The sequence below is a fragment of the Alloalcanivorax balearicus MACL04 genome, from assembly GCF_025532145.1.
GTDB lineage: Bacteria > Pseudomonadota > Gammaproteobacteria > Pseudomonadales > Alcanivoracaceae > Alloalcanivorax > Alloalcanivorax balearicus.
Genome location: NZ_ARXS01000001.1, coordinates 142,224 through 160,868 on the forward strand (window position 1 = coordinate 142,224; position 18,645 = coordinate 160,868).

The 18,645-nt window shown below is 63.8% G+C and carries 17 protein-coding genes; 10 read left to right on the forward strand and 7 right to left on the reverse strand.

The window, feature by feature from the left end; genetic code table 11:
* Positions 1-10 precede the first annotated feature (10 nt).
* The 5 genes from MA04_RS00655 to MA04_RS00675 are packed head-to-tail and all read right to left on the reverse strand — an operon-like array spanning position 11 to position 5,418.
* Positions 11-280: a K+/H+ antiporter subunit F gene (locus MA04_RS00655; RefSeq protein ID WP_022994671.1), complete on the reverse strand. Its 270-nt coding sequence runs from the start codon at positions 278-280 to the stop codon at positions 11-13.
* On the reverse strand, positions 274-762 hold the full coding sequence (locus MA04_RS00660; protein WP_262459090.1) for a Na+/H+ antiporter subunit E: 489 nt from the start codon (positions 760-762) through the stop codon (positions 274-276). The genes MA04_RS00655 and MA04_RS00660 overlap by 7 nt, the downstream gene beginning before the upstream one ends.
* Entirely contained in the window at positions 759-2,249 is a 1,491-nt protein-coding gene (locus MA04_RS00665; protein ID WP_163126728.1) for a monovalent cation/H+ antiporter subunit D, read from the reverse strand. Before MA04_RS00665 ends, MA04_RS00660 begins: the two co-directional genes overlap by 4 nt.
* Entirely contained in the window at positions 2,249-2,620 is a 372-nt protein-coding gene (locus tag MA04_RS00670) for a Na+/H+ antiporter subunit C (protein WP_163126729.1), read from the reverse strand. The genes MA04_RS00665 and MA04_RS00670 overlap by 1 nt, the downstream gene beginning before the upstream one ends.
* The gene (locus MA04_RS00675; protein ID WP_262459091.1) at positions 2,620-5,418 is read right to left on the reverse strand and encodes a monovalent cation/H+ antiporter subunit A; all 2,799 of its coding nucleotides are present in this window, start codon (positions 5,416-5,418) and stop codon (positions 2,620-2,622) included. The genes MA04_RS00670 and MA04_RS00675 overlap by 1 nt, the downstream gene beginning before the upstream one ends.
* 315 nt (positions 5,419-5,733) lie before the next feature.
* Here MA04_RS00675 and MA04_RS00680 point away from each other — a divergent pair, with 315 nt between their 5' ends.
* From MA04_RS00680 to MA04_RS00695, 4 genes are all read left to right on the forward strand, one after another.
* Positions 5,734-6,438 carry a HEAT repeat domain-containing protein gene (locus MA04_RS00680; RefSeq protein ID WP_163126731.1) on the forward strand — a complete coding sequence of 235 codons (705 nt, stop codon included), beginning with the start codon at positions 5,734-5,736 and terminating at the stop codon, positions 6,436-6,438.
* Between the two features lie 174 nt (positions 6,439-6,612).
* Complete coding sequence (locus tag MA04_RS00685) at positions 6,613-6,858, forward strand: hypothetical protein (protein ID WP_163126732.1); 246 nt, start codon at positions 6,613-6,615, stop codon at positions 6,856-6,858.
* 46 nt (positions 6,859-6,904) lie between these two features.
* Positions 6,905-8,263 carry a DUF2868 domain-containing protein gene (locus MA04_RS00690; RefSeq protein WP_262459093.1) on the forward strand — a complete coding sequence of 453 codons (1,359 nt, stop codon included), beginning with the start codon at positions 6,905-6,907 and terminating at the stop codon, positions 8,261-8,263.
* Positions 8,260-9,660, forward strand: a complete 1,401-nt coding sequence (locus MA04_RS00695; protein ID WP_262459094.1) for a GTPase/DUF3482 domain-containing protein — start codon at positions 8,260-8,262, stop codon at positions 9,658-9,660. Before MA04_RS00690 ends, MA04_RS00695 begins: the two co-directional genes overlap by 4 nt.
* Before the next feature lie 108 nt (positions 9,661-9,768).
* On the opposite strand, the gene MA04_RS00700 is transcribed toward MA04_RS00695, so the two are convergent.
* Positions 9,769-10,671 carry an AraC family transcriptional regulator gene (locus tag MA04_RS00700; RefSeq protein ID WP_163126735.1) on the reverse strand — a complete coding sequence of 301 codons (903 nt, stop codon included), beginning with the start codon at positions 10,669-10,671 and terminating at the stop codon, positions 9,769-9,771.
* A 189-nt stretch (positions 10,672-10,860) separates the two neighbouring features.
* On the opposite strand from MA04_RS00700, the gene MA04_RS00705 reads away from it, so the two are divergent.
* The 4 genes from MA04_RS00705 (at position 10,861) to mmsB (ending at position 15,707) form a co-directional block, all read left to right on the forward strand.
* Entirely contained in the window at positions 10,861-12,366 is a 1,506-nt protein-coding gene (locus MA04_RS00705) for a CoA-acylating methylmalonate-semialdehyde dehydrogenase (RefSeq protein WP_262459095.1), read from the forward strand.
* Between the two features lie 78 nt (positions 12,367-12,444).
* The gene (locus MA04_RS00710; RefSeq protein WP_262459096.1) at positions 12,445-13,596 is read left to right on the forward strand and encodes an acyl-CoA dehydrogenase family protein; all 1,152 of its coding nucleotides are present in this window, start codon (positions 12,445-12,447) and stop codon (positions 13,594-13,596) included.
* A gap of 51 nt (positions 13,597-13,647) precedes the next feature.
* Positions 13,648-14,763 (forward strand): enoyl-CoA hydratase/isomerase family protein, encoded by a 1,116-nt coding sequence (locus tag MA04_RS00715; protein WP_262459097.1) that lies wholly within the window; start codon positions 13,648-13,650, stop codon positions 14,761-14,763.
* 53 nt (positions 14,764-14,816) lie between these two features.
* Positions 14,817-15,707 (forward strand): 3-hydroxyisobutyrate dehydrogenase, encoded by an 891-nt coding sequence (mmsB, locus tag MA04_RS00720; protein ID WP_014996614.1) that lies wholly within the window; start codon positions 14,817-14,819, stop codon positions 15,705-15,707.
* A gap of 19 nt (positions 15,708-15,726) precedes the next feature.
* On the opposite strand, the gene thpD is transcribed toward mmsB, so the two are convergent.
* Entirely contained in the window at positions 15,727-16,671 is a 945-nt protein-coding gene (thpD, locus tag MA04_RS00725; protein ID WP_262459098.1) for an ectoine hydroxylase, read from the reverse strand.
* Between the two features lie 296 nt (positions 16,672-16,967).
* On the opposite strand from thpD, the gene MA04_RS00730 reads away from it, so the two are divergent.
* Both MA04_RS00730 and MA04_RS00735 read left to right on the forward strand, forming a co-directional pair.
* A complete protein-coding gene (locus MA04_RS00730) occupies positions 16,968-17,720 on the forward strand; it encodes an SDR family NAD(P)-dependent oxidoreductase (protein ID WP_163126741.1) in 753 nt (250 codons plus the stop codon).
* A 1-nt stretch (position 17,721) separates the two neighbouring features.
* The gene (locus MA04_RS00735; RefSeq protein ID WP_163126742.1) at positions 17,722-18,642 is read left to right on the forward strand and encodes a LysR substrate-binding domain-containing protein; all 921 of its coding nucleotides are present in this window, start codon (positions 17,722-17,724) and stop codon (positions 18,640-18,642) included.
* The last annotated feature ends 3 nt before the right edge of the window (positions 18,643-18,645 follow it).

Below are 18,645 nucleotides of genomic sequence, written 5' to 3' on the forward strand. Positions count from 1 at the left end.
CCTTCACGGCTTATTCGATGATGTCGCCACGGGTCATGTACTTGGCCACGGCCACGGTACTGACAAACCCGATCAGGGCAATCAGCATGGCCGCCTCGAAATACAGCTTGCTGCCACTGGACAAACCGTAGAGCACGATCAGTGCGATGCTGTTCACATACATGGTATCCAGCGCCAGCACCCGATCCGGCAGGCTCGGTCCCCGCAGCAGACGGTAGAGATTCAACAACTGGGCCACCACGAACAGTCCGAACGCGATGGCGATGGCCGTTTCTAACATTCGAAGATCTCCTTGAGACGCCGCTCGTAGCGCTGTTTTATTTGCTCAACCAGCACCGCTTCGTCTTCCACGTGCAAGGCATGCACCAGCATACGGCTGGCGTCCGCGCTGATATCCGCGCTTACCGTCCCCGGCGTCAACGACACCGTGCTGGTAAGCAGGGTGATGGCGAAGTCGTCCTTGATATCCAGCGGCACCTCGACGAACGCCGGGCGCAATTTCTTCGGCGACCCCAGAATGCGCCGGGCCACCGACAGATTGGCGACGATGATGTCCCAGTGCACCATCAACACGAACAGCACCAGTTTGTGAAAATTGCGCAGCCTCGGCACATTGGGCCAGAACGGCAGGGTACCCAGCGGCAGCACCGTCGCCAGCACCATGCCGAGCACCAGGTGGCCGGCGCTGAAGCCGCTGAGCAACAGCCACATCAGCAGCAGAAACACGCTCAGGGTCGGGAACGGGTAAAGCTTGCGGATCATTGTGCACCTCCCGGATAGCCCAGGACCGCGTGGATATACAGATCCGGCTGCGCCCACTGAGCAGCGACCGACTGCGTGACCGCCGACAACGGCCCGCCCAACAGCACCATGGCCGGCGCCATGGCCAGCAACACGATCACCGCGGCCAGCCGCCCTTTGTTCAGCACCACGTCCGCCATCGGCTCCCCGGCTCGCCAAAACAAGGTGGAGCCGGCGCGGCTCAGGCCGACCACCGCCAGCAGCCCGCCCGCCAGTATCAGCACCCAGTACAGTGGCGCGGGTACCGCCTGCAGCAACATCACCTTGCCAAGGAAGCCGGACAACGGCGGCAGCCCCGCCACCGCCACGGCACCGATAAAGAACAACGCGCCCAGCAGGCCCGCCGCGGGCGGACGCGGCCCCGCCATCAGGGTATCACCAGCGTCTCCCCGCCCCCGTGACACCAGATCGGCGAGCAGGAACAGGCCGGCGCAAATCAAGGTGGAGTGAAGCAGATAGAACAGCGCGCCGCTGATCGCCTCTTCCGTGCCCCAGGCCAGCGCCGCCACCAGCGTCCCCACCGACATCACCACCAGGTAAGCCACCAGTTCCCCCAGTCGCCGGGCACCAAACACACCCACCGTGGCCAGCCCCAGGGTCAGCAGGGACACGGTCCACAGGGCCATATCACCCAGACCGGCCAGGGCGCCGTCACTGAACGCCAGGCCATGCACTCTCAGCAGCGCATAAATGCCGACCTTGGTCATGACCGCGAACAACGCGGCGACACCGGCGGTGGCACTGGCATAGGTCGCCGGCAACCAGAAGTACAGCGGGAACAGCGCCGCCTTCAGGCCGAACACCACACACAGCAACAGACCGGCCACTTTCACCAGCGTCAGAGCCGGGCCCTCCAGTTCAGCGGCCCGCGCGGCGAAGTCCGCCATGTTCAGGGTGCCGGTGGCACCGTAGATCAGCGACAGCGCCAGCAAAAAGACCGCGGAACCAATCAGATTGAGCACCACATAATGCAACCCGGCGCGCACCCGTGCCGGCCCGCGCCCATGCAGCGCCAAACCGTAAGAGGCAATCAGCAGGACCTCGAAAAACACGAACAGGTTGAACAGATCACCGGTAAGAAAGGCCCCGTTGATGCCCATCAACTGCATCTGGAACAATGAATGGAAGTTGGGGCCCAGGCGATCATCACCGTGGCTGGCGTAGAGCAACGCCGGCACCGCCAGCACCGAGGTCAGCAGCACCATCAGCGCACTGAGCTGGTCCAGTACCAGCACGATGCCAAACGGCGCCGGCCAGTCCCCCAGCGAATACACCTGAATATCACCGGTGGCGGCCTGCCGGAACAGCAGGATGCTCACCGGCACCAGCGCCAGCGTCGCGGTCAGCCCGGTCACCCGGCGCAACCAGTGGCGTTCACGAACCTCGAGCAGCAACATCATGCCCGCCAGCGCGGGAATCAGAATCGGAGCCATGATCCAGTTCGACATCAGCGTCTCCCCTTATTCTGTTGCTCATCCTGTTGCTCGCCGTCCAGCGCATCGCGCTGTCCGTCGACATGATCCGAGCCCAACTCCCCCTGCGCACGCAGCGCCAGCACCACCAGAAAGGCGGTCATGGCGAAGCCGATGACGATGGCGGTCAGTACCAGGGCCTGGGGTAAGGGATCGGTGGGATCGGCGCTCTGCCCCACCACCGCCACTTGATCCAGCTTGAGCCGGCCAGAAATGAACACAAACAGATTGGCGCCGTAGCTGAGCAGGGTCAGCCCCAGAATCACCGGGAAGGTCCTCGCCCGCAGTACCAGATAAACACCACTGCCCACCAGGACGGCGATGATGATCGCAACCAACGCTTCCATCAGCGAGCCCCTCCCTTGTCGTCCAGCAAGGACAATTTGCCCAGGTTGGCGAGAATCAGCAGCGTGGCGCCAACCACGGTCAGGAATACCCCGGTATCAAACAGCATGGCGGTGGCCACCTCGAACTCTCCCACCACCGGCCAATGCACATGCCAGAAGGCGCTGGTCAGGAACGGATGGCCAAAGTACCAGGCGCCGACACCGGTGAACCCGGCCAGCAGCACGCCCAAGGCAACCACCGGGTGATAATCGCCGGGAATGCGGCGATGCATCCACGCCACCCCGGACGCCACATACTGCAGCACCAGCGCCACCGAGGTAATCAGACCAGCGATGAAACCGCCGCCGGGCAGATTGTGCCCGCGCAGGAAGATGTACACCGAGATCATCAACGCCAGCGGCAGCAGCGGCCGCGAAATGGTGACCAGAATGAGCGGGTGAGCATCCTTGGCCCAGGGCCGCCCGAGCGAATCGGTCTGCGGCGAGTACAATTCCAGGTCCTTGAGCAGGGCATAAATGCCCATGCCGGCGATGCCCAGCACGATGATTTCGCCGAAAGTATCGAAACCACGGAAATCCACCAGAATCACGTTGACCACATTGGTGCCGCCACCGCCGGGTTTGGCGTTTTCCAGGAAGAACGGGCTGATCGAATCGACCCCGGAGGTCATCATCATGAAGGCGAGAATGCCGACACCGCCGCCCACCAGCACCGACAGCACCACGTCCCGGCCGATACGCGGCATTGTGGATTCACGGCGGGTGCGCACCGGCAGGAAGTACATCGCCAGCATCAGCAGCAGAATGGTGACCACCTCCACCGACAATTGAGTGAGCGCCAGATCCGGCGCGGAGAAGCGCACGAACATCAGCGACACCACCAGCCCCACCACGCTCAGACACATGATCGCGGTCATCCGGTGGCGGTGCAGGACGGTGGTAAGGATCGCCGCGACGATCAGCATGCCGCCGCACAGCAACGCCACGCCGTCCAGTGGCAGCATGTCGCGGTCGCCACCAGCCAGCAGTTCCCCTGTCACCGACGTCACCAACACCAGCGCCACCACCATCAACAGCCAGGCGGTGTAGCTCTGCAAGGAGCCGTTACGCAGGGTGTTACTGACGGTGCCCGCCCATTTGGCCAGGGACTGCATGCGGGCTTCGAACACCAGTTTGGCGTCAAAGCGGGGCAGACGGTCATTCAGCGCGAATAACCGAAGACGCTGACTGTACACCAGCACGCCGCCCACCAGTGCCACGATGCTCATCATCAACGGCACATTGAACCCGTGCCAGATGGTCAGATGATACTCCGGCAGGGTGCCGCCCAGAGTGGCACGGGCGGCCACCTCGAGCAGAGCCGCCACCGTTAGCGAGGGGAAGATCCCCACCGCCAGACACAAGGCCACCAGCACTTCCACCGGCACCTTCATATAGCGCGGCGGCTCATGAGGCGGGTATTTGGGCAGATCGATGGGTTCGCCGTTGAAAAACACGTCATGAATAAAGCGGGCGGAATAGGCCACCGAGAACACCCCGCCGAGCACCGCGCCCAGCGGCAGAATCCAGCTCAGGCTCCCCAACTGGCCGGTATCCAGGGTCTCGGCGAAGAACATCTCCTTGGACAGGAAGCCGTTTAGCAACGGCACCCCGGCCATGGCCGCCGACGCCACCATCGCCAGTACCGCCGTGTAGGGCATGTACTTCCACAGACCGTTGATACGCCGCATGTCGCGCGTACCGGTCTCGTGATCGATGATCCCCGCCGCCATGAACAGCGATGCCTTGAAGGTGGCGTGGTTGATAATGTGGAACACGCCCGCCACCGCCGCCAGTTGGGCATTGAGGCCGAACAGCATGGTGATCAGGCCCAGATGACTGATGGTGGAATAGGCCAACAGCCCCTTTAGGTCATGCTGGAACAGTGCCCAGATGGCCCCCCACAGCAACGTGGCCAGACCGGCACCGGTGACCAGGAAGAACCAAAGGTCGGTGCCGGACAGCGCCGGGTACAAACGCGCCAGCAGGAACACCCCGGCTTTCACCATGGTGGCCGAGTGCAGGTAGGCACTGACCGGCGTCGGCGCCGACATGGCGTGAGGCAGCCAGAAATGGAACGGGAATTGGGCGCTCTTGGTGAACACACCCAACAGCACCAGACACAGAATCAGCGGATAAAGCGCGTGGCCGCGGATCAGATCGCCGCTGGCCAGCACATCGTCCAGGGAGTAGGAGCCCACCACCTGACCAATCACAATGGCGCCAGCGAGCAGGGCAAGCCCGCCCATACCGGTGACCGCCAACGCCATGCGCGCGCCTTTACGGGCATCGGTCTGGTGATACCAGAATCCAATCAGCAGGAAAGAGCTGAGGCTGGTCAGTTCCCAGAACACCACCAGTAGCAGCAGATTGTTGCTGGTCACCACTCCCATCATGGCGCCCATGAACAACAGCAGGAAGGCGTAGAAACGCCCCGCCTTTTCGTTGGTGGAAAGATAGTAACGGGCGTAGAGAATGATCAACAGGCCGATGCCCAGCACCAGCAGCGAAAACAGCAGCGCCAGACCGTCCAGACGAAACGCCAGATTCAGGCCGAGATCCGGCATCCAGGGTACGAACTGACGTACTGTCTCACCGGAGAACACCCGGCGGCCATGGAACCACAGCACCCCCAGCGCCAGCAGAGGCAATACCGCCGCCGCCCAGGACAGCGCCGGACGCGAAAATCGCCATCGCTCAGCCAGCGGTGGCAGCACCGCCCCAAGGAAGGGCAGCAAAACCAGAAACCCAAGGTTCATAGACTATCCGTCGATTTGTCGTTTCGGGCGTGGAGCACCCAAGAGTACGGGAGAACCGTCTATAACAGGAAACGGTTAAGCGAAAACGACCGGCGGATCAGGGAAATAGGGCCGACGGCCGCGGCGGGGACAATCCACCGGGCAGTGGGTATGAGCGGAATCAGGCAGACAGCAGTTCATCGCTTCGATCATGACTCAGTGAAACCGCAGTATGCCATGAAAACATCATTTGAAAATACAGTGATCCGGCCGCGCCGATGCACCCCGGCCTGCTCCGTATTACCATGTTTTGTGACCAGACCGATCGAGCATGCCATGTCGTCCACCCGCGCCAGGATCGAACGCTATTACACCGACCTACTCCAAACGAGCGGCGCCACGCGTGTTGAAGCCTGTTATTGCCTGGAAGATCTGCTGCTCGCCGACAACGACCCGGAAATGCTTCGTCTCCACTTCGACCTACTGACACGGGATACCGGTTCCGCCGCCTACTACGACTTGCGCTCGATGTTCATGGACCGGCCCGCGGACGTGGTGGAACCTTTCCTGCTCGCCCGCTACGACGAACCCGCCTGCCCGGAAACCAGGGCCGGCATTCTCCATATACTGGCGGCGCAGGGGTCGCAGCAGGTATTACCGTTGCTCCGCTCCGGATTGGGCAACCCGGATGCCGTCCTGCGCCGGAGCTGCATCATCGCCCTCGGCTGGATCGGTGACGCCGGAGACCTGTCCCGATTGCGCCAGCGGCTGCAACAAGACACGGAAGCCGAATTGAGAGGGCTGGCCGCAAGCGCGCTGAGACAATGGTGGTTTCGTCGTATCCTGCCGGCCACGGATCTTCTCCCCGTGCTCTATCCCGCTCTGCAAAGGGAATCCTCCGAATACGCCTTGAAGCTGATCATCGTGGCGATCCAGGATCTTCAAGGCCGCTGCCATGGCTTGAAGGAGGACCTCGAGGATCATTGCATTCATGGCGATCCGTATCAGGCTCGGGAGCGCATCATCGCCGCCGGCCTTTAATGATCTTTTTCGATACCGGCGGGAAACCGCCATGGCCGGCCATTGTCGCCATCGCCGCATCTCGTACTACACTATCGGTTCGGTGGCACCGTTGGTGGTCACCGAATCACCGGCGACCGATTCATGGGCTGACGCCGGGCCCCGTTTGTAGCTGTTTGAAGCAAGGAGAATCACATGCACCGCATTCTGTTCGTTACGGCCGCGGCCGCCCTGTTCGCCACCGGTTGCGCCAGCACCCCCTCCGCGAATCTGCCGGAGGGCGCCACTGCCTGTCCGGATAAACGGCCTACCGTCTGCACCATGGATTACAATCCGGTGAACGGTTTCAACGCCGCCGGAGAAGATCAGGGTGAATTTGGCAACGCCTGCGGCGCCTGTGGTCAGGACGACATCAGCTACACCATTCCGGTAAGACGGTGATCCCGCTGCTCAATACATCACTGTAACCCCGGAACGGACGCTCACCTTGCCCTACTCCCCTTTGCGCCTGCTGCTGGATTTCGATGATCAATACCAGCGGGATCAGCGCCAGAGCCCGGACTTTCTCCATCGCCGGGACCGACAACTGGCGCTGCAGGCGCAGCAGCGGGGCGGCTCCACGCCACTCCCCGAGGATTGGCTACGCACCCTGGGCGCCGACCGTGTCGGCGGCGGCCACGATCCGCGTCTGCGCACCTGGCGGCGGGCTCGCGTGCTGTTCGTTCTCGGCGGCGCGGTACTCGGCGTGCTCACCATGCTCGGGCTGCTCTATTACGATGGCAGCCAGCGCATCAACGTCACCCTGCTGCTCGGCTTCGCGGCGCTGCAACTGGCTCTGGCGATCCTGACCACGGCGCAGGCGGCCATCGGCTGGCGCCCCTGGGGGCGGCTACTGGATCGCGCCGACGCCACGCCTTCCGCCCTGCACGATCTGCAACCGCCGCTGGCGGCCCGGGTCGCGCACAGCGGTGGGCTCGCGTTCGCGATCGCCGCGCTGCTGACCCTGCTGGTGCAGGTGGTGGTGCGTGATCTGGCGTTCGGCTGGAGCACCACCTTGCAAACCTCCGCCCCGGCCTACCACGAACTCACCCACGCCCTGGCCTGGCCATGGCGGCAATGGCTGCCGCCGGCGGTGCCGTCACTGGAACTGGTGGAGCAATCCCGGTTCTTCCGCATCAGCGATCAAACGCCCGCCGATCCAGCCCGGCTCGGCGCCTGGTGGGCATTCCTGGCCATGATCTGGCTGGTCTATGTGGTGCTGCCCCGGCTGGTGTTTCTGGCCCTGAGCCGTGCCCAGTTACGCTGGCGGGCAAAGCGGCTGCTGACCCGGCATCCTGGTATGACGGCCCTGCGTCAACGCTTTGAACAGCCCTGGGTGGATACCGGCGCGGGCAATGCCACCTCATCACCGGAGCTTGATCAGGGTAAGACGGCCGATGGCGTACTGCCGGAGAGCGGCACGGTGATCCACTGGGCCGGCGCCGGCCTCGCCGATGACGCGCTGTTCAGTACGCTCGTCGGCGGGGAGCGCGCCCCATTGCGGCTGGAAGCGGGCGGCAGCGCCAGCCTGGATCATGATCGGGCGGTGCTGGAACAGGCCGGCCAGCGGCGCGAACCGGTATTGATCCTGACCCAGGGCTGGGAACCGCCCACCGGCGAGCTGGCGGACTTTCTCGACGACGCCCGCCAACAATGGGGCGAGGACACCGTGATCGCCCTGGTTCCCCTGGCCGCCGATCCGGGCGGTGCTTTATCCGACGACACTCTGGCCCAGTGGCGTCGATTCGTGGACCGGCGGCAACATGCCCATTTGCGTCTATGCCGCGCCCCGGAGGTGTCCTCATGACCACCGCGCCACGCTTTGCCGTGGTCGGCCACCCCAACAAGGGCAAGTCGAGCATCGTCGCCACGCTTTCGCAGAACGACGCCGTTACCATCGCCCTGGAGCCGGGCACCACCCGTGACAGCGAGCGCTACCCGCTGAGCGTGGACGGCCATCTGCTCTACGAACTGATCGATACCCCCGGGTTCCAGCGCCCCCGCCGGGTGCTGGCCTGGCTACAGGCGCACAGCCACTCCGCCTCGGACCGGCCCGACACGGTACGCGCCTTCGTCAATCAGCACCGCGACGATCCGCGTTTTCACGACGAGTGCGAACTGCTGACGCCGATTCTCGACGGTGCCGGCATCATCTATGTGGTGGACGGTTCGGTGCCCTATCACCAGGAACACGAAGCGGAGATGGAAATTCTGCGCTGGACCGGCCAGCCCAGCCTGGCGTTGATCAACCGCATCGGCGAGGACGACCACGGCGAGCAGTGGCAAACCGCCCTGGGGCAGTACTTCCGCATCGTCCGCGACTTCAACGCGGTCACCGCACCGTTCGAAACCCATCTGAGTCTGCTGCGCAGTTTCGGGCAGTTGGCACCACAGTGGGAAACCGCTCTGGAGCAGGCCGTCGAACATCTCCGGGAGCAACGCCGGCACCGCCAGCAGCGAGCCTGGGCACTGATCGCCGATGCCCTCAGCGATATGCTCGGCCATGCCGAAAGCGCCCGCCTCGGCGAAGACGCCAGCCGCTCCGCCCTGGAGGTCCGGCTGCGGCAAAGCTGGCAGGACTGGCAACGCAAACGGGAGCAGCGACTGCGGCGGGAAGTGGAGCAGCTTTATCAGCACCACCATCTGCAACGGCAGGAACAGCACCTGGAATGGCAGCCCGGGCATGACCTGTTCAGCGAACGGGAACGCCGGGCCTGGGGCGTCAGCCGGGCCTATCTGGCCACCGCCGGTTTCGGCGCCGGCGCTCTGGGTGGCGCTGGCGTGGATGCCCTCACCGCCGGCCACACGCTGGGCGCCGGCGCCCTGATCGGGGGCGTGCTCGGCGCCGCCGGCAGTCTCTACTATTCCAGCAAACTGGATCGTCTGAATCTGGGCCCGCTGTCCTCCGGCGGCCGCGAGGCGCGCTTCGGCCCGCTGCGCGACCCGCAATTCGGCTATGTGGTACTCGGCCGCGCCCTGCAACACTGGTATCAGATCACCGATCGCAATCACGCCGGCCGCGACCCGCTGACCCTGGACAATGCCGACAGCCACTGGCTCGATGCCCTGCCCCGCAGCCAGCGCCACGCACTACAGAAAGCCTTGCAGCAAAGCACTCGTCAGCAGGACGAGAAACGCCGCCAAGCTCTACGCGAAGCGGTGGCTCGGGCGGGGGAAGCGTTTCTGGAGTGGCGGCGGAAGTGACGTGGCAGGTTGAGCCTAACTATTGCTACAAAGTGGCTGTAGGAGCCTGCCCTGCAGGCGAATTTTTGGGCGCGGCCCCCATTCGCCAGCACACGGAGAACCGTCCCGTCAGCGCTCCGACCTCTCACGCCGGTAGTCCCTGGGCGCCACACCCATCACCTTCTTGAATTGGCGGGAAAAATAATAAGGGTCGTCGTAGCCGAGATCGGCGGCCACCTGGGTGATGCTGAGATCGGTGATGTCGAGCAGGTAGCAGGCACGGGTGATCTTCAAATGCTGGAACGCCTGCATCGGCGTTTGTCCGGTCTGCCGTTTGTATTCGCGAATGAAGTGATAAAGCGACAGTTCACTGGTGGCACTGACCAGTTGTTCCAGCTCGATGCGTTGATGCAGATGCGCCTGCAACCAGGCTTGGATCCGCGGCACATCCAACGCCACGTTGCGGGCCTGACGCTGCCGCCGCATCAATGCCATGAAAGAGAGCAGGCTCTTGAGCAGATTGGCGGCGTATATCAAGTGATGGGGACGGAAGCGCGTCACGGTGGTAAGCAGCAACTCCAGATCCTCGGTGAGCCGCGAGTGCTGCCCGACAGTGGCGGTGAAACCGTCCGGGGAGCTGAGGATTTCGTTGAAATAGGTATCCACCTCGGCGCCCCCCAGGTGCACCCAGTAGATCGTCCAGGGGTCCTGAGGGTTGGCCCGGTAACGGTGACGCTGGCCTTCCCGTAACAACAGTACATCCCCGGCCCGCACCGGCTTGCGCCGTCCCTCCAGTTCCGCCACGCCGGATCCCGCCAGGCAATAAATCACCAGATGATCCCGGGGCTCGGCACGCCCCATATGGTGGCCAGCGGCGGCGGGATAGAAGCCGACGCCATGAGGCATGCAGTCCCGGCACAGCGGATGTTCCGCCAGCTCCGTCACCAGCGCATGGGGGATCACGACCCGCCGCCCGGTCTTCGGCAATGGCCAGCGGGAGGTTTCCACTGGTGGGGTAAGAATGTCACTCATGACCGCAATTTTATCCAGGTATAGTCAATTGCCGCTATCTTACCGCCCCCCTCCCTGTGATACACAGTAGCCATACTGTTGGAAACGCCACCCCGTGCAGCAGCATGATGGTGCCACCTCGCTCCGAAGGAGCGGCCGGGCTCGGCGCGCGTGGCCCGTTATACCCCTAATAATTATTTGGAGAGCGTTATGTCCACCCGACTGCCTCAACTGATCAACGGTGAGTTCGCGCAAAGCGCCACCGATACCTGGATTCCCGTCACCAACCCGGCCACCCAGGAAGTGCTGTGCGAGGCCCCGGCGGCCACCGGCGAGGAAATGGAGAAAGCCATCGCCGCCGCCAAGGCCGCCTTCGAGGAATGGCGTGAAGTGCCGGTCACCGAACGGGCCCGTTTGATGATGCGCTATCAGGCCCTGCTGAAAGAGCGCCACGACGATATCGCCAAGGTGCTGGCGAAGGAGACCGGTAAAACCTTCGAGGACGCCAAGGGCGACGTCTGGCGCGGTATCGAAGTGGTCGAACAGGCCGCCAATATCCCGTCACTGATGATGGGCGAAACGGTGGAGAACGTGGCCCGCAGCATCGACACCCATTCCTGGATCCAGCCGCTGGGCGTGTGCGCCGGCATCACCCCGTTCAACTTCCCGGCGATGATCCCGCTGTGGATGTTCCCGATGGCGATTGCCAGCGGCAACACCTTCGTACTCAAACCCTCCGAGCAGGATCCGATGACCCCCAACCTGCTGGCGGAACTGTTCCTGGAAGCCGGCGCGCCAAAGAACGTGCTGCAGGTGGTGCACGGCGGCAAGCAGCAAGTGGATACCCTGCTCACCCATCCGGAGATCAAGGCGGTGTCCTTCGTCGGTTCGGTACCGGTGGGCCAGCACGTCTACCGCACCGCCACCGAGCATCTGAAGCGCGCCCAGTGTTTCGCTGGCGCCAAGAACCACATGGTGATCATGCCGGACGCGCAGAAAAGCCAGGTGGTCGGCAATCTGGTGGGCTCCTCCTGTGGCGCCGCCGGTCAGCGCTGCATGGCGATCAGCGTGGCGGTGTTCGTCGGTGATTCCAAACAGTGGATCGACGACATCAAGGAAGAGTTCGCCAAGGTGCGTCCGGGTGCCTGGGACGACGCCGGTGCCGCCTACGGCCCGCAGATCAGCCCGAAGGCCAGGGAACGCATTCTTACTCTGATCAAGCAGGGCAAGGAAGAAGGCGCCACCTGCCTGCTGGACGGTTCCGACTGCACCGTGGACGGCCTGCCGGACGGCAACTGGGTCGGCCCCACGCTGTTCACCGACGTGAAGCCGGAAATGAGCATCTATAACGAAGAAATTTTTGGCCCGGTGCTGTGCTGCGTGTGCGTGGATACGCTGGAAGAAGCCATCGAACTGGTCAACAACAGCCCTTACGGCAACGGCACCTCCATCTTCACCGCCAGCGGCGCCGCCGCCCGCAAATACCAGCACGAAGTGGAAGTCGGTCAGGTCGGCATCAACATCCCGATTCCGGTGCCGCTGCCGTTCTTCAGCTTCACCGGTTGGAAAGGGTCCTTCTACGGCGACCAGCACGCTTACGGCAAACAGGCGGTGCGGTTCTACACCGAGACCAAGACCGTCACCAGCCGCTGGTTCGAGGACGACATCGCCGATGCCACCCACAGTGGCCCGAACATGACCATCCATCTGAAATAACCTCGCCGGCCGGCCCGCTCCCTTATTGGCATCGCCATAAGAGAGCGGGCCCGCCCGCGAACAGCGGAGACCGATACCGTGGATTTCTCCCTCAACGAAGAACAACAGGCGTTCCGCGATACCGCCCGTCAGTTCGCTGAAAAAGAACTGGCGCCTTTCGCCGCCGAATGGGATGAACACAGCACCTTTCCCAAGGACACCATCAAGCGGGCCGGAGAGCTCGGTTTCTGCGCGCTGTATTGCGATCCCGACCACGGCGGCATGGGACTGAGCCGGCTTGATGCCGCCTTGATCTTCGAGCAAATGGCGGCCGGCTGTACCTCCACCACGGCTTTCATCACCATCCACAACATGGCCACCTGGATGCTGTCGAACTTCGGTTCCGACACGCTTCGCGACCAGTGGGCCGCGGGACTGATGAGCGGTGAACAGCTGGCGTCCTACTGCCTCACCGAACCCAACGCCGGTTCCGATGCCGCCGCCCTGAGCACCAGTGCCAAAAGGGACGGCGGCGACTATGTGCTGAACGGCGCCAAGGCGTTTATTTCCGGCGCCGGCGACACCGACGTGCTGGTTTTGATGGCACGCACCGGCGGCAGCGGTGCCGGTGGTGTTACCTGCTTCGCCATTCCGGCGGACACCGCCGGCGTCAGCTACGGCCGCAACGAAGACAAGATGGGCTGGAAAAGCCAGCCCACCCGGGCCGTGATCCTGGAAGACGCGCGCATTCCCGAGCGCTATCGCATCGGCGAGGAAGGCCAGGGCTTCAAGATCGCCATGGCCGGTCTCGACGGCGGCCGCATCAACATCGCCAGTTGTTCGCTGGGTGCGGCCACCGCCGCACTCAATCAAGCCCAGTCCTACGTGCAGGAACGCAAGCAGTTCGGCCAGGCGCTGAGCCAGTTCCAGAATACCCAGTTCACCCTCGCCGACATGGCCACGCATCTGGTGGCGGCACAACAAATGGTGCGGCTGGCGGCCTGGAAACTGGACCAGGGCGACAGCGACAAGTCCATGTACTGCGCCATGGCCAAACGGCTCGCCACCGACCTGTGTTTCGACGTTTGCAACCAGGCTCTGCAGTTGCATGGCGGTTACGGCTATATCAAGGAATACCCGCTGGAACGTTATGTGCGCGATGCCCGCGTGCATCAGATTCTGGAGGGCACCAACGAAATCATGCGGGTCATCATTGCCCGCCGCGTGCTGGGCGACCTGGCGTTCCTGTGAGCGACCGGGATAATGCCACGCAACGCAATCAATTGATGGAGAGTCTTGTTGATGGATAGCACCGCCCCCGTGACGTTCGAAGTCCTGGAAGGCCGTCACGGCCGTATTGGCCGCGCCACCCTGAACGCACCGAAAAGCCTCAACTCCCTGTCCCTGGAAATGATCGATCTGCTGCAGGAGCAACTGTCCGCCTGGCAGGGCGACGCCACGATCCAGGCGGTCTGGCTGGACGCCAACAGCGACAAGGCGTTCTGCGCTGGCGGCGATATCGTGCGCCTGTACGAAAGCATGGTGGCCACGCCACAAGGTGAGCGGAACCGGCACGCGGAAGCGTTCTTCGGGCGCGAATACCAGTTGGATCATCGCCTGCATACGTTCGGCAAGCCGCTGATCTGCTGGGGCAATGGCATCATCATGGGCGGCGGGCTCGGCTTGCTGGCCGGCGCCTCCCACAAGGTGCTTACCGAAACCGCGCGCATCGCCATGCCGGAAATCACCATCGGTCTGTTTCCGGACGTGGGCGGCAGCTACTTCCTCAGCCGCATGCCCGGCAAGGTCGGCCTGTTCCTGGGACTGACCGGCGCCAACATCAACGTCAACGACGGCCTCGCCATCGGCCTGGGTGACGTGGCCATCGCCCACGAGAGCAAGGCGGCGGTGATGAGCGCACTCAACGAATTGAATTGGGACAATGACGCACAGCGCCACGACAGCCAGGTCAGCGATGTGCTGGCCGGCTTCGGCTTGGCCGCCGACGCCCTGCCGCAAAGCCCGGTAACCGAACATCGTGGCGAGATCGACCGGCTCTGCGAAGGCGATGATCTGGCCACGGTGGTACAGGCCATCACCACCCTCGACAGCCAGGACCGCTGGTTGAGCAAGGCCTCAGCCACACTCGCCGGAGGCTGCCCGCAAACCGCCGCCCTGGTATGGGAAAACTGGCACCGTGGCGCCGACATGACGCTGGCCGATGTGTTCCGCATGGAATGGCGCGTGGCGGTGCAGTGCGCGCTGCACGGCGATTTCCAGGAGGGCGTGCGCGCCCTTTTGATCGACAAGGACGGCCAACCCCGTTTCAAACACCGCTCGGTTGCCGACATCACACCGGCATACCTGGCGGAATTTTATCAACTTCCCGGCGTACCCGACCCGTTAGCGGACTTATAGAAAGGACCGGTAAAACGGGCACCGCGCCGGCTTCAGCAGCTGGAGGAATAATTATGAGAATCGCGTTTTTTGGTGTCGGACACATGGGCGGCCCGATGGCCGCCAATCTGGTCAAGGCCGGTCATGAGGTGCTCGCCTTTGATCTGGTGCCCGCCCTGCTGCAGGAAGCGGTGAACGCCGGCGCCAGCGCCGCCGACTCGCCAAAGCAGGCGGTGGAGAACGCCGAGGTGGTGATCAGCATGCTGCCCTCCGGCGCCGCGGCCAAGGGCCTCTACCTGGGTGACGACGGTATTCTCGGTGCCATTGGTCAGGACAGTCTGATCATCGACTGCTCCACCATCGATGCCGCCACCGCCCGCGACCTTGCCGGCGCCGCCGCTGACAGCGGCCGGGTGATGATCGACGCTCCGGTATCCGGCGGCGTCGGCGGTGCCAAGGCCGGCACCCTGACGTTCATCTGCGGCGGCCCGGAAGATGCGGTGGAGCGCGCCCGCGCGGTGCTCGAGTGCATGGGCAGCAAGATCTTCCGCGCTGGCGACAACGGCGCCGGGCAAGTGGCGAAAATCTGCAACAACATGCTGCTGGCGGTCCACATGATCGGCACCGCCGAAGCCCTGCAACTGGGCGTCGATCACGGCCTCGATCCCAAGGTCCTGTCGGACATCATGTTCGCCAGCTCCGGCCGCAACTGGTCCCTGGAAGTCTACAACCCCTGGCCCGGGGTCATGGAAGGCGTGCCTTCCAGCAACGACTATCAGGGCGGCTTCGGCGTCAACCTGATGAACAAGGACCTGGGGCTGGCTCTGGAAGCCGCGCTGGCCAGCAAGTCCGCCACGCCCATGGGCGCGTTGGCGAAAAGCCTTTACGGGCTGCACGCCAACGCCGGTAATGGCGGCCTGGATTTCTCCAGCATCCAGCGGTTCTTCAAGCACCGGGACGAATAAGCGCGATCGTTCTTCCCCATCACAGGCCCGGCGTCCATTCCCGGTCCGGGTGGTGGGCCAGGAATTCCGGGCGCCGGCGGCGCGCGGCGAACGGCGCCCGGCAGCGGTTATCGCGGCGGTTATAGACGAAAAACACATTGCTGCGCGGGTCCGGCGACATATTGGCGTTGGAGCCATGCAGCGTGTTGCAGTCGAACAACAGCAGACCTCCGGCGGCACCGGTGGGCGCCTTGATACCGTGCCGCCGGATCAACTCCGCCAGCACCGCCTCGCCGGGGACACCGATCTCCTGCCGTTTCAACGACTGTTCATGATGATTTTCCGGGGTCTCACCGAAACAGGGCACGAACACTTTGTGCGACCCCGGGATCAGCATCAGAGGGCCGTTGAACATATGATTGTTGGTGAGCACGATGGAGGCGCTGACCGCGTGCATGGCCGGCATGCCATCCTCCGCGTGCCAGGTCTCGAAGTCCGAATGCCAGTTGAACCCCTTGCCCTTGAAGCCGGGTTTGTAGTTGATCCGGGACTGATGCACATAGGGTTCACCGCCCAGAATCTGGCGGGCCCGGCCGATCAAACGCGGGTCCTCCGCCAGTTGGCGGAAACGCCGGGACAGGAAGTGCACCGCGAACAGAGAACGGATTTCACGGCTGTCCGGCTCCGTGATGGTGAAAGGGCGCCCTCGAAATGACGGCGTATTCATCAGCGATGACATTTCCCGTCGCAGCGCCGCGACCTCGCCGGCATTGAGAAAGCCGGGTTCGAACAGAAAGCCCTGACGTTCAAACCGCTCCAGTTGATCCGCGGACAGCGGGCCCTGTCCGGCGTCGCCTTTGACCACCGCCTCACGGCGGTGCAGCCAGGGAAGGTCTGGAGTCCGCGCAAGGCGGGTGGGATAGGGGTCGTTTCCAGACCGGAAAGACCTGGGGTAAGACTGACGTGATAGCGTCGGTGCTGACATCAAATCACCTCCGAGATTTGCGATCAGTTCCAGCGCGGCGGCACGATCCGCCTGTTGCCTGGGTGTTCAATAACCTTTTCAGTGGCTGAGAAAATCCACGAACGGAACCTTCAGTGGTGAGGGATGATGGTGGCCACAAGAAAAATTTCAAGAGCCTGGCCGCACATCCGCGCCACGGAAGCCACGCCGGTTCATACCAACCTGCCGGTATCGCCACGGGGCTGTCCTGACGTCCCTTTCGGCGTACAGTAACCCCTCGATCGGCCCGGTTTGGCCGGCATCAAAGGGAGAGACAGATGGGATTCGATTTCAACGATACGCGCGTGGTGGTGGCCGGCGGCAGCCGTGGCATCGGCCGCGCCATAGCCCTGGCGTTCGCGGCCGCCGGCGCCCGGGTCTCGGTCTGCGCCCGTGGCGCGGAGACGCTGGACGCCTTGCGCCAGGACGCCGCCGCCAAGGGTTGGGAGCTGCACGTGGCCTCCTGCGACCTCGGCGACAAAACCGCTATCGACGGCTATATCCGTGACGCGGCACAAGCCCTTGGCGGGCTCGACGTGCTGGTCAACTGCGCTTCGGCCTTCGGGCGCGGCGACGACGAGAGCGGCTGGGGGATGAGCATGAACGTGGACCTGATGGGCACAGTCCGCGCCTGTCACGCCAGCCTCCCGTATCTGCGGGAATCTTCCCGGGCGGCGATCATCAACCTGACCTCCATTGCCCAATTCCATCCTTCCGTTCGCACCGCGCCCTACGCCGCGGTAAAGGCGGCGGTGAGCCACTACACCAGCAGTCTGGCGTTGCGGCTGGCCGGCGACGGTATCCGCGTCAACGCGGTGGCTCCGGGGTCAGTGGAGTTTCCCGGTGGGGTCTGGGACGACGCCCGCCGCGATAACCCGACGCTGTATCAGAATATCCTGGCCGGTATCCCGTTCGGCCGCTTTGGCGCACCGGACGACATCGCCGAGCCGGTGCTGTTCCTGGCTTCCCCCCAGGCGCGCTGGATCACCGGCCAGACGCTGGCGGTGGACGGCGGCCAGTTGCTGAGCTGAGATGGGCAACTCCACGCAGCGGCTGTTCTTCGATCTGGTGGACCTGCGCCTGTTCATCAATATCGCCGAAGCCAACAGCCTGACCCGTGGCGCCGAGCGCTCCTGCCTGTCACTGGCGGCGGCGAGCATGCGCATCAAGAATCTGGAAGATGCCATCGGTACCCGTCTGCTCAACCGCGCCAGCCAGGGTGTGACACTCACTCCCGCCGGCCAGGCCATGTTGCGCAACGCCCTGCGCATCCTGCAGCAAAGCGAGCGCCTGCTCGGCGATCTGGCGGAGTACGGCCAGGGGGTCAAGGGCCGGGTGCGCCTGTTCGCCAACACCACCGCCATGACCGAGTTCCTGCCCGCCGCGCTGGGCCGGTTCCTGTCCGACCATCCGCGGGTGGATATGGATCTGCGCGAGCGGCTCAGCCACGACATCGTCAAGGCGGTCCAGGACGGCGCCACCGACATTGGCATCGTCGCCGGCTCGGTGTCCACCGAAGGCCTGCAGGCCCTCCCCTATCACGGCGACCGGCTGGTGCTGGCCACCGCCCTGAACCATCCTCTGGCCAGTCGTGCGCGACTGGCGTTCAAGGAAGCGTTGGGCCACGACTTCGTGTCCCTGCACTCCGGCAGCGCCATCCACACCTTCATGGCCCAGGTGGCCAGTGAGCTGGGCCTGGATACCCAGATCCGTGTCCAGGTTTCCAGTTTCGACGCGCTGTGCCGCATGGTGGAGGCGAATGCCGGCATCGGTCTGCTACCCCGCTCCGCGGCGCGCCGGCTGGCCCGGTCCATGGATATTCATGTCATCGAGCTGTCCGACGCCTGGGCCGAACGGGAGATGAAAATCTGCGTGCGGGAACTGGAAGCACTGCCGACCTTCGCCCGGGAGTTGGTGGATTATCTGCTGGCGACGCCGGGGCCGGCCAGTTGACGC